General features: G+C 59.6%; 11 protein-coding genes. 6 read left to right on the top strand and 5 right to left on the bottom strand.

Annotated elements, in window-relative coordinates:
- Nucleotides 1-23 precede the first annotated feature (23 nt).
- On the bottom strand, nucleotides 24-1,049 hold the full coding sequence (locus U5L98_RS12955) for a DUF3549 family protein (RefSeq protein WP_322558691.1): 1,026 nt from the start codon (nucleotides 1,047-1,049) through the stop codon (nucleotides 24-26).
- Between the two features lie 297 nt (nucleotides 1,050-1,346).
- Here U5L98_RS12955 and U5L98_RS12950 point away from each other — a divergent pair, with 297 nt between their 5' ends.
- Complete coding sequence (locus U5L98_RS12950) at nucleotides 1,347-1,679, top strand: YqcC family protein (RefSeq protein ID WP_322558690.1); 333 nt, start codon at nucleotides 1,347-1,349, stop codon at nucleotides 1,677-1,679.
- Nucleotides 1,680-1,682: 3 nt separating this feature from the next.
- Nucleotides 1,683-2,183 carry a gamma-glutamylcyclotransferase family protein gene (locus tag U5L98_RS12945; RefSeq protein WP_322558689.1) on the top strand — a complete coding sequence of 167 codons (501 nt, stop codon included), beginning with the start codon at nucleotides 1,683-1,685 and terminating at the stop codon, nucleotides 2,181-2,183.
- Between the two features lie 65 nt (nucleotides 2,184-2,248).
- On the opposite strand, the gene U5L98_RS12940 is transcribed toward U5L98_RS12945, so the two are convergent.
- Nucleotides 2,249-2,878, bottom strand: a complete 630-nt coding sequence (locus tag U5L98_RS12940; RefSeq protein ID WP_322558688.1) for an OmpW/AlkL family protein — start codon at nucleotides 2,876-2,878, stop codon at nucleotides 2,249-2,251.
- Between the two features lie 227 nt (nucleotides 2,879-3,105).
- Here U5L98_RS12940 and U5L98_RS12935 point away from each other — a divergent pair, with 227 nt between their 5' ends.
- Nucleotides 3,106-3,399, top strand: a complete 294-nt coding sequence (locus U5L98_RS12935; protein WP_322558687.1) for a hypothetical protein — start codon at nucleotides 3,106-3,108, stop codon at nucleotides 3,397-3,399.
- 177 nt (nucleotides 3,400-3,576) lie between these two features.
- On the opposite strand, the gene putP is transcribed toward U5L98_RS12935, so the two are convergent.
- The 3 genes from putP to U5L98_RS12920 all read right to left on the bottom strand — a co-directional run bounded on the left by putP (nucleotide 3,577) and on the right by U5L98_RS12920 (nucleotide 7,502).
- Nucleotides 3,577-5,067, bottom strand: a complete 1,491-nt coding sequence (putP, locus tag U5L98_RS12930) for a sodium/proline symporter PutP (protein WP_322558686.1) — start codon at nucleotides 5,065-5,067, stop codon at nucleotides 3,577-3,579.
- A gap of 724 nt (nucleotides 5,068-5,791) precedes the next feature.
- Nucleotides 5,792-6,163, bottom strand: coding sequence for a hypothetical protein (locus U5L98_RS12925; protein ID WP_322558685.1), 372 nt, complete (start codon nucleotides 6,161-6,163; stop codon nucleotides 5,792-5,794).
- Between the two features lie 176 nt (nucleotides 6,164-6,339).
- A protein-coding gene (locus U5L98_RS12920) for an IS3 family transposase (protein ID WP_322558684.1) occupies nucleotides 6,340-7,502 on the bottom strand; the annotation gives its coding sequence in 2 pieces (ribosomal slippage) (nucleotides 6,340-7,244 and nucleotides 7,244-7,502; 1,164 coding nt in all).
- A gap of 417 nt (nucleotides 7,503-7,919) precedes the next feature.
- Between U5L98_RS12920 and U5L98_RS12915 the strand changes: the two genes are divergently transcribed.
- The 3 genes from U5L98_RS12915 to U5L98_RS12905 are packed head-to-tail and all read left to right on the top strand — an operon-like array spanning nucleotide 7,920 to nucleotide 13,965.
- The gene (locus U5L98_RS12915; protein ID WP_322558683.1) at nucleotides 7,920-9,488 is read left to right on the top strand and encodes a class I SAM-dependent DNA methyltransferase; all 1,569 of its coding nucleotides are present in this window, start codon (nucleotides 7,920-7,922) and stop codon (nucleotides 9,486-9,488) included.
- Nucleotides 9,485-10,747, top strand: coding sequence for a restriction endonuclease subunit S (locus U5L98_RS12910; protein ID WP_322558682.1), 1,263 nt, complete (start codon nucleotides 9,485-9,487; stop codon nucleotides 10,745-10,747). Before U5L98_RS12915 ends, U5L98_RS12910 begins: the two co-directional genes overlap by 4 nt.
- Complete coding sequence (locus U5L98_RS12905) at nucleotides 10,744-13,965, top strand: type I restriction endonuclease subunit R (RefSeq protein ID WP_322558681.1); 3,222 nt, start codon at nucleotides 10,744-10,746, stop codon at nucleotides 13,963-13,965. Before U5L98_RS12910 ends, U5L98_RS12905 begins: the two co-directional genes overlap by 4 nt.
- Nucleotides 13,966-13,984 lie beyond the last annotated feature (19 nt).

Here is a 13,984-nt window from a genome sequence, read left to right as displayed (position 1 = left end):
ATTTCGCTCCGAGGTCTCTGCACTCAGCGTGACAGGCCAGCCAGACGGTGGCCGATGGCGGAGTCCGTCTCGGCCTCACGCAGTGTCATCAGTAGCGGCAGGCGCAGTCGGGGAATCAGGGCAAGGTCACGGGCCACCGCCGTGAATTCCGCCCCGGAAGTCTCGGCCAGCCGGGTGAGGAAGCGGGGCAAGCGCTCGGCATCCTCCAGATGGTGCCAGCCGCGTCCGGCGATTGCCGCCAGCAGGTCGGGACCACAGGCGTCCGGGTCATCGAGCAGCACATCGAACCAGGTGCCGGCGAGCTCGGTCGAGGCGCCGCTCATGGCTCGAACGCAGGCGCAGAAAACCTCGATATCCCCCGTGCAGCTTGCCGCTTCCCCGCGACGGCGCAGTGCGCGTGCCAGGTCGTCGGTAATCGCCACATGCTCCAGACAGTAGCACAGCGAGGTCAGTACCTCGCCAGGCAGAGTGTCGAGACGAGCGGCTAGCGACCGGCTCGAGGTCGCGTCGAGGCGCACCGCGAAATCGGCCAGGCCCTGCAGGCCCAGGGCTTGCCAGTCGATCGCCTGCTGACCGCTCAGATAGGCCTCGACCGGCTCTAGGTGCTGGCTGGCGGGGAGGCCCGTATCCAGGCTGGCGCGAGCATGCAGCATGGCCTGGAAGGGCAGCGCGGGATTGAAGGCCAGGGGATTGTCTTTCATCAGGTTGTCGATCTGGGTGCTTTCTGCGCGCCCCAGACCCTGCACATTGCGGCCGAGGGTTTCCAGGAGGCGCTGCACGAAGGCGTCCCGCGGTGCCGGGTCGAGATGGCCCTGTTCGTCCAGCGGCAAGGCCAGGAACCAGATCAGCGGGTCTTCCAGGTCGCCAAGGCGGAACACCATGGCCAAGCGAGCCGTTCCCTGCCAGGGGACCGGCCAGGCCAGTTCGCCGACCTCGAAGGCGGCCAGGGTGTCGAGCGCACAGGGCTCGACCCGCCGTCCCAGGTGGTAAAGCCTCACCTCGGCACCGCTGCGCAGGAAGAAATCGTGAAGGCTGTGGATTGGTTGCATGCTCTCTCCGGGTCAGGAACCGTGCACTCTACCGCGGCGTCGGGGTGCTGTCAGCCGCCCATGAGGGTCATCGGCGCCATCCGCCATTGGTCAATTGTTGACCAGTCCAGCTCATGGCCCATGGGAAGCGGTCAGGGGAGACCTTTCCAACGTTTATCCACAGGCCCGTTCAGGATATCTGTGCACTGTGCACAAGATGCGTGAAGGGGACGCTAGCGTATCGACAAGGGTTCTCGGGGTGGCCAGCGGTGGGGCCGAGCGGAGATAATAGCCTCACATGCACCAAAGAGATTGCCCATGAGCGTTCACGACGAACTCGGTACCGCCCTGCGCGAGCTCGAAGCCACCATGAAGGCCGCCAGCCTGTGGCGTATGGAGCGCCCCGAGGCGGATGCCTTCCGCAGCGTACAGCCGTTCTGCATCGATACGATGACGCTGCCCCAGTGGCTGCGCTTCGTGTTCATCGTTCGCCTGGAAGCCTTGGTCGAGGCGCGCGCGCCGATGCCGGCGACCTGCGACGTCGCCCCTGCCGTGGACGCCTGGCTGGAGCAGAATGGAGCACGTGTCAGCGACCGGTTGCTGATGTGCAAGGTGGTCGAGGAGATCGATCGCCTGGTCACCGAGAACTGAATCATGCCCTGGTACTTCGCTTACGGCAGCAACATGAATCCTGCCCGGGTCGCGGCCCGAATAGGCCCTACTCGACGGGTGGTCGCCGGTGCATTGCACGACTATGCGCTGCGCTTCGACAAGGCGTCTCGGGTGGCAGGTATTGCCCACGCCAATGTGGTCCCCTGGCAAGGTGAGCGCGTGGAGGGGGCGGTGTTCGAACTGGAGGCCCCCGAGCATATACGCCGCATGGATCCCTTCGAGGGCTATCCCCGGGAGTACGATCGCCATCGCCTGCCGGTCGTGACCCGCGAGGGAACGTTCGATGCCTGGGTGTATATCGCTGCGCCGGGTACCACCGCCGAGGCGTTGCGCCCGGCGCGGGAGTATCTTGAACACCTGCTGGCTGGTGAGCCCTTTCTCAGTGCCGCCTACCATGCGCGGCTGACGTCAGTGGAGGCAGTCAGTGGACTCGACGAGGCGACCCTGACGGCGCTCGGGCTTTCGCGCCACTCGCCGCGCTGATGGTGCCTGGCGCAAACGCAACGGGGCCCGCCAGTGGGCGGGCCCCGTCACCTGTCGGCTGACGCCTAGAAGCGATAGCTGATACCGGCCATCACCACCACGGGATCGATCTCGACCGTGCCGATGTCGGCTCCGTTCAGGCTGGCATCGGTATCGATATCCAGGTACCAGGCGGAGGCATTGAGCGCCCAGTTGTCGTCGATCAGCAGGTCTACGCCCAGTTGGCCGGCGGCGCCCCAGGAATCATCCAGTTCGAGATCGTCGCCGGTGGCGATCTTCTCATTGGAGAAGAGGGTGTAGTTGATGCCGATACCGGCATAGGGCTGGACTCTGGCCGCGGTTCCGCCCAAGGGGTAATACTGCAGGGTCAGGGTCGGCGGCAGATGGTCCGTGGAGGCCAGCGTGGCACCGTTTAGCTCGATATCATGGCCGAAAGGCTCGGCGGCAAGCAACTCGACGCCCAGCTTGTCGGTAAAGCGATAGCCCAGGGTAAAGGCAAAGCCGCTATCATCTTGAACGTCGACTTCAAAGGCGCCATTGGCCAACGAACCGTTGTCGCTCGTGGGCTCGACCTTGGCCACACCCACGCGGGTGAAGAAGTCACCCGCGCCGTAGGCGAAGGCCTGGGTACTGGTGGTGACTGCGGCTGCCGCGATGCCAGCGGCGAGCAGGGTGGGAAGAGCGATCTTGCGCATGTTTCAACTCCTGTTTGATGAGTGTGCGGTCGCTTGCCGCAATGGAACATGCTGTGAGTGTATCTCGGCAGGGCCCGTCGATTATTGATATAGCGCAAGCTTTATCTACCAGTAGCATGAAAGAGAAAATGGTTCGACGCTGTCAGGGTCGGATAGCAGGCCGTGCTCGGGGCTCGCATCCTTGCCGTGAATCGTCTTGACTGGAAATAGGCGAAAAGGAGAGTGAGATGGAGACCGAAACACGTCGACGCCTGCCCGGTGTGACCCTGGGGGCGATGCTGCTGGCGGCAGCACTGGCGCTGTGGTTGCTGTGGCAGCCCGACCTGATCAGCACGTTGCCGATGGGACTGCGCCTGCCTCTGATCGGACTGGGGGTCTGGGCATTGGGCTCTGGCTTCATGGCGGCCATGGGACTGGAGGCGCACCGCCACTGGTTGCGGCGGATGACCACCCCTCCCTGGAGCCTTGCAGCGCTGGGCGCTTTCACGTTGGTGTTGCTGGTTCGGGCGACCATCATCTGACGCGTCGGGGAACGGAGTATCAGCGGAAGGGATGCCTGAAAATGAGGAAAACCGCCGGAAGGCGGCTTTTCTGCGTATGCGCCAGTCAGACGCTGCCTGAAATGCTTGGTGCATCAGTAACAAATAGGGCTCCCGCAGGAGCCCTTTTACTGGATTGAGTGCGTCAGGCGCGCTCGTTTAGCGAGTGATTTGCTGATATTCACCAGCATCGGACGTTACGTTGCTCACCACCAGGATGGCGATAAAGGATGCGATGAAGCCAGGAATGATCTCGTATACGCCGGGACCCCCCATGAATTCACCGTTCCAGCCTAGTGAGATCCAGATCATGACGGTGACCGCACCCACAACCATGCCAGCGATGGCGCCAGTGCCGTTCGTGCGCGACCACATGAGCGACAGGATAATCAGCGGGCCGAAGGCCGCACCGAAACCTGCCCAGGCGTTACTTACCAGCGTCAGAACTTGAGAGTCCGGATCAGAGGCAATGACGGCTGCAACCAGGCCCACCAGCACGACACAGACCCGGCCAACGAACACGGTCTCCTTGTCCGAAGCCTCTTTACGCAGGAACAGGCGGTAGAAGTCCTCGGTCAGTGATGAAGACGACACCAGAAGCTGGCTGGAGATTGTACTCATGATCGCAGCAAGCAGGGCGGCATAGAGGAAGCCGGTGATCAGCGGGTGGAACAGCAGATTCGCCAGGATGATAAAGATCGTTTCCGGATCCTGAACATCCATACCATTGCGGATCGCATAGGCCCGGCCGAACACACCCAGAGAGATCGCGCCTATCAACGAGATGAGCATCCAGCTCATGCCGATGTTACGGGCGACAGGAACTTCCCTCAGCGTCCGGATGGCCATGAAGCGTACGATGATGTGCGGCTGCCCGAAATACCCCAGCCCCCACGTCACCGCAGACAGCCACCCGACAATGGTCAGTCCTTCCGTCCACGATAGCAGCGTGGGATCGACTTCATTCAGGGTTTGTGATGCCTGGGAGTAACCACCGCCACCTTCGCCAAAGAGCACAACCACCGGCATGAGAACCAGTGCCAGCATCATGATGCAGCCTTGCACGAAGTCCGTCAGGCTCACGGCCAGGAAGCCGCCGACGACAGTATAGGCCAGCACCACGCCCAATGTGATAATGACACCCATGGCATAGTTGCTCAGGCCACCGACATTGAAAATGCCCGAAAATGCGCTTTCGAACAACTTGCCGCCAGCCACCAGGCCCGACGCCGTGTAAACCGCGAAGAAGATCACTATGACAATAGCGGATACCGTTCTCAGCGACATTGCCCGAGTCGGAAACCGGTTTGCCAGAAACTCTGGAATGGTGATCGCATTGCCATAGTGAACCGTCTGTTCACGAAGGCGTGGTGCGACCAGCGTCCAGTTGAAGAACGCCCCCACCAGTAGGCCGATGCCGATCCAGGCCGAACCCAAGCCAGATACGAACATCGCCCCGGGCAAACCCAGCAGCAACCAACCGCTCATGTCCGACGCACCGGCCGACAGGGCCGCCACTTGTGGACTGAGGGATCGGCCACCCAGCATGTAATCTTCAGATGAAGATGTGGCTTTTTTCATTGCATAAAAGCCGATGGCAATCATCAGCAAAAAGTAACCCAATAGACTGATCCAGACACCTATAGCCATAAAAATTCTCCAGTTCGTCAGGACGGAGCGAGCTCCGACAGGTCGGCGCGTTCACCGTGGAAAACCGGTAGCGCCCCGCTTTATTTGTTAACTTCGTTTTCTATTCACGCAACAAGGCGCTACCGCCTGTGACGCCAGATTTCCTATCTCGATGCTCACCTCCTATCGTCCGATTTTTGTTTTTCACTTCTTCAAAGGCAAAGCGCCTATCAAGTCTTTTCGATGCCTGGTGACAACATTGATCCGTTGCTTCTGATGGCAACTGTATTGACAGTTACTCCGCTATGTCGCAAAGCGTAGCAGGAAATTCGGACGAGCGGCCCTCGGCCCTGTGTCCGAGGAACAGGCACCTCAGTGGCTCGTCCGGTGTGCAATGAACGCGGGGCGTCAAACAGCGAGGTTAGCTCATGCCGGAAACCCGGCGGAGAGGAGGCTTTCCTGATGATGCCGAGTGTCGATGGTTCGTTGTCAGTCTTTGATGCGAAGCAGTGCCCATGGCTGGCGGGCGCCATGTATCCGGAAAACACCGAAATCGAGTCTTCCTGACCCTCTATCTTCAATTCCGACTGCCCCCTATGCCCTGTCACTAACCCAGGGAAGTCAGGGGAGTGATGATGGGTGGCGGTGTCGAGGGAATTCTGTCGGATCACACTCGTCATGGAACCTGCCCTTCCGGTTAAGGCTACATGACATCACATCGTTCAGGAGCGAGATTCAACGCTCATTACTCGTTTTGCTTCTGCTTCACGAGAGAAGTGTGGGCCGCCAGGTGGTCGCGCAGAGCCGCGAACTCCTCCTGGCCGGTGGTGTCGAGCAGGGGTTTTCCTCGGGTTACGCGACCGTGACGCCCGTGTTCATCCATCAGCCGCTGGGCGCGGCGACGGATACCGTCCAGATAGTCGTCATGGCGTATCGGATAGCCGATGATGGCGTTCCATTCGGTCTCGCTGACGCGACTCTCCAGCGCCTTGTCGAACAGCTCGAGGAGGTGCTCGGGCTCGGTGCGGTAGCGCGGGGTGCCGGAGAGCATCAGCAGGGCGATCATGCCGCCGAAGATGGCCAGGCAGACAACGAGGACCAGGAGGAAGAGGGCCATGGTTCGCGACTCCGGATGGCCGAACCCTGCTACTGCCGGGTCCGGTGATGCGGTGTGTGCTTCACGGAACATACACGACCCCCCGTACGAATCACAGCCGTACACGACGATATGTCGTGACGTTCTGCGACATGGTTTCAAGGAGGTGATCTTACCCAGCATTGGTGGACACCGATCTAAGCGATCATTCGGGCCTCGAAGGTCTCTGGGCTGATCATCCCGATTGCACTGTGCCGGCGCTGCCGGTTGTAGTCCAACTCAATGTACTCGAATACCTGTCGTCGCATGGCGTTCCGCGTCTCGAATCGCTCGCCATGGATGGCCTCAACCTTGAGGCTGTGGAAGAAGCTCTCGGCGCACGCATTGTCGTAGCAATTGCCCTTGGCGCTCATGCTGCATTGGAGCTCGTACCGGGTCAGCAGCGACTGGTGCAGCGTCGAACAGTACTGGCTCCCGCGGTCAGAGTGGACAATCACACCCTTCGGCATCTTGCGGCTCCACAGGGCCATCTGCAGAGCATCACCGACTAGGTCAGCGGTCATGCGCTCGCTCATTGCCCAGCCGATGACCTTGCGTGAGTACAAGTCGATCAGCACGGCTAGGTAGAGCCAGCCCTCGCCGGTCGCCAGGTAGGTAATGTCGCCGACCCATTTCTGATTCGGCGCATCGGCGGTGAAGTCCTGTTTCAGTAGGTTGGGCGCTACGGGCAGTCCATGCCGTGAGTTTGTGGTGGCCTTGTACTTGCGAGCCGCTTTCGCCCGGAGCGCTTGCCTACGGAGGCTGGCAGCCACCGTATACCGGCAGACCGATACGCCGGCATCGTTCAGCTCGTGAGTCAGCCTGGGGGCGCCTGAGCGCCCCTTGTTCTGCTGAAAGGCCTGAGCCACACACTGGTCGGTGATGGCCTGCTGGCGGCGCCGCGGGGACGGTTCGCCACCACACTGTCGCCAGGCGTAGTAGCCGCTGCGTGCCACACCGAGCACGGCGCACATACGCTGGGTGCTGAATGCCTGACGATGCTGCTGAATGAAGGCGTACTTCACTTCAGGCTCTTCGCAAAGTACACCGCGGCCTTTTTTGTTATGGCCAATTCCTCTGTCATTTCAGCGAGTTGACGCTTAAGCCGGGCATTCTCATCTGCCAGTGATTGCTCACGCTCGGAGGTGTTCTTCTTCTGCTGGGCCTTGGCGCGCCATTGATAGACCTGGCTGGGCTGCAGGCCCAGTTCACGGGCGGCAGCGGCAGCCCCCACTAGGTCAGCGAGAGCGAGTGCCTCCTCGCGGTAGGCATCGGAGTAACGGGCACGTGTCTTCTTCATCGTGGTAGCTTGCTTTGCCATGGGTCACCTCGTTGAGTGTAATACCTTAACGGGGTGTCCACTGTTGGTGGGCAAGATCAAGGATCAGATAATTGCTGGCAGGAGATATCGCCGGATGACGCTTGATGACAGCCGATTGGAGCGGGTGAAGGGAATCGCCTTCATGCTATGATATACCAGAAAAATCAATTATTTACGATTTTTAGGTAGCCATCCGAAGCCATTTCTGTAGCCACTGACGTAGTCACCCTCGAAACACCTCATGCAAGTCTACATCCTGAGGTTCAATGACGTCGACTGGCCTCTCTCCATACTCAGGTTCCGCCTTCTTCCACTAAGTTGCCAGCCTCGCTCCTATGCACCCGCTGGGGGCCGTGTAGTAAGCTGGCGAGAGCCAACTATCCTGAAGAACACTGCAAGACGAACCGGAGCAAGACCTTGGTCAATGGAGACGTAGGGAAGCGGCTGTGGGCAGCAGCTGACCAGTTATGGGCCAACACCGGCCTCAAGCCCGCTGAGTTCTCGGCCCCTGTGCTGGGCCTGATCTTCCTGAGGTACGCCGAGAAGAAATACGCCGCTGTAGAAGACGAAATTGGTGAGATCGGTTCCATCAAAAAAGGAAGTCAGCGCAAGAGGGTCAGCAAGGACGACTACCTGGCCGAGGGGGTGATCTTCCTCCCCGAGACCGCCCGCTTCTCCTACCTCCTGTCGCTCACCGAGGGCGACAACATCGGGCGAGCCGTCAACGATGCCATGAAGGCCATCGAAGAGGAGAACTCCGACCTCAATGGCGCCCTGCCGCGCAACTACACGCGCCTGGAAAACTGGGTGCTGCAGGAGCTGCTCAAGCTTATCGGCCCGGTGGATCTGTCGGGGGACGCCTTCGGCAAGGTCTACGAGTACTTCCTGGGCAACTTCGCCCTCAAGGAAGGCCAGAAGGGCGGGGTCTTCTACACCCCCGAGTCCATCGTCAAGCTGATCGTCGAGATCCTTGAGCCCTACCACGGGCGGATCTATGACCCGGCCTGTGGCTCTGGCGGCATGTTCGTTCACTCGGCGGACTTCGTGAACCGTCATCACAAGACGGCCATGGACGAGATCTCGATCTTCGGTACCGAGAAGGATCAGGCCACCGTCAACCTCAACAGGATGAACCTCGCGGTGCATGGGCTCTCCGGCGATGTGAGGGTGGCCAACACCTACTACGATGATCCCTTCTACGCAGCCGACCGCTTGGGAGGACGCTTCGATTTCGTCATGGCTAATCCCCCGTTCAACGTCTCGGGGGTCGACAAGGAACGCCTGGAAGGTGATGTCCGCTTCCCGCTGGGGATGCCCAGGACCGACAACGCCAACTATCTCTGGATCCAGCTCTTCTATGCGGCCCTGAAGCCGACTGGGCGCGCTGGCTTCGTCATGGCGAACTCAGCGGGTGATGCCCGAGGCAGCGAGCAGACGATCCGCCAGAAGCTGATCGAGTCCGGTGCTGTGGATGTGATCGTCTCGGTGGGGCCAAACTTCTTCTACACCGTCGCGCTACCCTGCACCCTGTGGTTCTTCGACCGGGCCAAGAGCGAGACTGAGCGCGGCGACAAGGTGCTGTTCATCGACGCTCGGCATATCTACCGCCAGGTCGACCGGGCGCACCGCGACTGGCTGCCGGAGCAGATCGAGTTCTTGGCCAACATCGTGCGCCTCTACCGTGGCGAAGCCGTCGAGCTGGATCAAGGTAGCAAGACGCTGCTGGGCGAGAAAGGGCTGGGCGAGGGTTATGCCGATGTACCTGGGCTCTGCAAGGTGGCGACTCGAGAGGAAATCGAGGCGCAGGGTTGGTCGCTGAACCCTGGGCGCTATGTCGGGGCAGCGGCGAGAGAGGCCGAGGATGTGGACTTTTCCGTGCGGCTGGAGGAGCTGGCTGAGGAGCTGGAGGTGTTAAACGCTGAGGCCAGAGAACTTGAAGGCATAATTAGCAGCAACACTGCTCGCTTCTTGGGAGCTGCTTCATGAAGTGGACTCAATGCGAACTAGGCGATATTGTAACATTCAAATCTGGGGGCACCCCTAGCAAGAGCAACCCCGAGCTATGGGGAGGTGATATTCCTTGGGTTTCTACTAAGGAGCTAAAGAGCGGTAGGCTTTACAACACGGAAAGCCGTGTAACCGATAAAGCCATCAAGAACAAAAAGCAGCTTGTTGAACCTGGAACAGTCCTTATCGCAGTCCGAGGCATGGTATTGGCAAAAGCATTCCCTGTTTCGGTTGCCATGCGTAGCATGATTTTCAATCAAGACATCAAGGCTGTGATTCCCAAGGATGGACTCTTGGGCAGCTACCTCCCCTACTTGCTGCGTGGACATCACAATGAACTGAGGGCGCTAGCGGATGAGGCTGCTCACGGAACAAAGCGCATTCAATCTGACCGGCTTCTCTCGTTTCCAGTCAGGCTCCCACCTGTTTCTACTCAGAGCTGTATCACTGACATTCTCTCCGCCTATGACGATCTCATCGAGAACAACACGCGCCGCATCGATATCCTTGAGGAGATGGCCCGGCGGCTGTACGAGGAGTGGTTCGTCCACTTCCGTTTCCCTGGGCATGAGGAGGTGAGCTTCAAGGAGAGTGAACTTGGGAGGATTCCCGAGGGATGGGAGGTCGAAAATCTCTCGAACTTGGCCTCAACGCAGTATGGCTACACAGAATCTGCAACGCAGGAGCCGGTGGGGCCAAAATTTCTGCGCGGCATGGACATAAACAAAAAGAGCTATATCGATTGGTCTTCTGTCCCATACTGCCCTGTAGATGAAAAGGCTAGGAAGAAGTTCTCCTTGTCACCGGGGGATATCCTCATCATCAGGATGGCCGACCCAGGCAAGGTGGGTATTGTCGAAAAGGAAGTCGATGCTGTCTTTGCCTCTTATCTCGTTCGCATTTCAATCGTGGATGAGCGCCTTTCCCCTTACTATCTTTTTTATTACCTTACGAGCGACCAATATCAGGATTATATTACTGGTGCTAGCACAGGGACGACTCGTAAAAGCGCCAGCGCAAAAGTTATTACCGGAGTGCCTATAGCGATACCACCAGCTGACCTCCTTACTAAACTTGACACCTTCGTCAGACCGCTTAGGCGTCAACTTTCTATTTTGATTGATAAATCATCCAACCTCCGCGCGCAACGCGACCTGCTGCTGCCTAAGCTAGTCTCCGGTGAGATCGACGTATCCGACATCTCCATGCCCGACGACAAGGAGGTCGAAGCCGCATGACACCCCCGCCATCCCCCGCTTACGCCTACTCCGAGGATGCCCTGGTCGAGCAGCCCGCCATCGAGCTATTCGCTGAACTGGGCTGGGACACCGCCAATCTCTACGGAGAATGGTCGGGTACGGTATCGAGCGAGGGACGGCAGACCCAGCAGGATGTGGTGCTGGTGCCTCGGCTGCGGATGGCGCTGGAGACGCTCAACCCCGAGCTGCACGGCGACGCCCTGGAGAAAGCCATCGAGGAGCTGACACGGGACCGTTCCAAGCTGCTCCCGGTGAACGCCAACCTGGAGATCTACCGACTGCTCAAGGATGGCGTGAAGGTCGAAGTGTCTGATGAACACGGTGACACCACTATCGAGACGGTGAAGGTGATCGACTGGAACCAGCCGGAGCATAACGACTTCCTGCTGGTCTCGCAGTTCTGGGTGCGGGGTGAGCTGCATACCCGTCGTACCGATCTGGTCGGCTTCGTCAACGGCTTGGCGCTGCTGTTCGTGGAGCTGAAGACCAGCCACAAGACCCTAAAGTCCGCCTACGACGGCAACCTAAGCGACTACCGCTCAGTGATTCCCCAACTGTTCACCTACAACGCCGTGGTGATGCTCTCCAACGGCTCCGAGACCCTGGTGGGCAGTACCTTTTCCCCCTGGGAGCACCTCTTCGAGTGGAAGCGGATCAACGACGAGGGTGAGAAAGGGGTGGTGTCGCTGGAGACCGCCATCCGTGGTATCGCCGAGCCTGAACGACTGCTGGACATGGTGGAGAATTTCACAGTGTTCGAGGAGGCAGCGGGCGGCACCCTTAAGAAGATCGCCAAGAACCACCAGTACCTCGGGGTGAACAAGGCCATCGCCGAGCTGCAACGGGTCAAGCACCGTCCTGCCGGTGAGGCCGGTCGGCTGGGGGTGTTCTGGCATACCCAAGGGTCGGGCAAGTCACTCTCCATGGTGTTTTTCACCCAGAAGATTCACCGCACGGTTCCCGGCAACTGGACATTCGTGATCGTCACCGACCGCAACGAGCTGGACGAACAGATTTACAAGACCTTCGCCGCCACCGGAGCGGTCAACGAGGTGGAGGCTCATGCCGAGAGTGGTGCCCACCTCAAGCAGCTGCTCAGCGAGGATCACCGCTATGTCTTCACGCTAATTCAGAAGTTCGGCACGAAGCAGGGCGAGACCTACCCCAAGCTCTCCGACCGGCAGGACATCATCGTCATCACCGACGAGGCCCACCGCTCCCAGTACGACACCCTGGCGATGAACATGCGCACGGCCCTGCCCCATGCCGCCTTCCTGGGTTTCACCGGGACGCCGCTGATGGCCGGTGAGGAGAAGACCAAGGAGGTGTTCGGCGACTATATCTCGGTCTACGACTTCGGCCAGTCCATAGCCGACGGAGCCACGGTGCCGCTCTACTACGAGAACCGTATCCCCGAGCTGCAGTTGATCAATGACAGCCTCAATGAGGATCTAACCCGGCTGCTGGAGGCTGCCGAGCTGGACGAGGATCAGGAGCGCAAGGTCGAGCGGGTCTTCGCCCGTGAGTACCATCTGATCACCCGTGACGACCGCCTGGAGGCCATCGCCCAGGATCTGGTCCAGCACTTCGTCGGCAGGGGCCATCAAGGCAAAGCGATGATGGTCTGCATCGACAAGGCCACCGCCGTGAAGATGTACGACAAGGTACAGGCCCTTTGGAAAGCCTACCTGGCCCAACTCCAGGCCGAGCTACCCTCGGCATCCAGAGAGCGCCAGGAGGTGCTAAAACACCGCATCCGGGTGATGACAGAAACCGACATGGCGGTGGTGGTCTCCCAGGGCCAGAACGAGGTGAAGGAGCTGGCGGACAAGGGGCTCGATATACTGCCCCACCGCAAGCGCATGGTGGAGGAAGATCTGGACGAGAAATTCAAGGATTCCGACGATCCGCTACGGCTGGTGTTCGTCTGCGCCATGTGGATCACCGGCTTCGATGTGCCCTCGTGCTCGACCATCTACCTCGACAAGCCGATGAAGAACCACACCCTGATGCAGACCATCGCCAGGGCCAACCGCAAGTATCCCGGCAAGGAAGCGGGGATGATCGTCGATTATGCCGGGGTGTTCAGGAAGCTGCAGGAGGCGCTGGCCATCTACGGTGGCGCGCCGTCCAAGATCGGGGAATCACCAGCAGAATATAGCGACCAACCGCCCCAGGACGACAGCGGTCCGATCCAGCAGAAGGCGGAGCTGGTGGAGTACCTCAAGCACCTGCTGGCCAAGGCTATCGCCTTCCTGACAGAAAAGAACATCGATCCCGAGGCGATCAAGACAGCAGGAGGCTTCCAGAAGGTGGCCCTGCTGGACGATGCCGTGGAGACGCTGCTGGAGAGCGAGGAGACCCGGAAAGCCTTCATGAGCCTGGCCAGGGCTACCTCCAGGGTCTATCGCGCTATCCTGCCTGATCCCGATGCCAATGCGCTGGCCCCCGATGCGGTGCTGATCTCGGTGCTGGCCCAGAAGATCAAGGCGCTGGATCCCGAGGTGGACATCTCCCAGGTGATGAAGGACGTGGACGACCTGCTGGATCAGTCCGTGGCCCCGGTGCCCTACGTCATCGAGGATCCAGATGGGGAGCCGCTGTTCGACCTGAGCCAGATCGACTTCGAGAAGCTCAAGGAGAAGTTCGACAAGGGCAAGAAGCGCACCGAGTCCGAGAAGCTGCGGGCTCTGTTGAACCAGAAGCTGGAAAGCATGGTAGCCAAGAACCCCAGCCGTGCCGACTTCATGGAGAAGCTGCAGAAGCTGATCGATAAGTACAACTCCGGCAGCATGAACATTGAGGCGTTCTTTCAGGAGCTGATGAACTTCACCGAGGATCTTCAGGAGGAAGACCAGCGGGCGATCCGCGAGGGGCTCACCGAGGAAGAGCTGGCGCTATTCGACATCATCACCAAGCCCGCCCCTGAGATGAGCGACAAGGAGGTGGCCCAGGTGAAAACCATGTGTCGGGAGCTGCTGGAGACGCTCAAGAAGGAGAAGCTGGTGCTGGACTGGCGGAAGAAGGCCCAGGCCAAGGGCGATGTCCGTCGCACCCTGGAGATTGTCTTCGACCAGGGGCTGCCGGAGAGCTTCGATGAGCCGATCTACAACGAGAAGTGTGAGGCGGCGTTCCACCACCTGATGACCAGCTATTACGGAGGTGGGCAGAGTGTTTATTCAAGCACCCTTACTTAAGGATCAAAAAATAAGAAAA

Source organism: Halomonas sp. (genome assembly GCF_034520545.1).
Lineage (GTDB): Bacteria > Pseudomonadota > Gammaproteobacteria > Pseudomonadales > Halomonadaceae > Halomonas.
The sequence above is the reverse complement of the archived record's forward strand: the minus strand, read 5'-3'. Positions and strand labels throughout refer to the sequence as shown.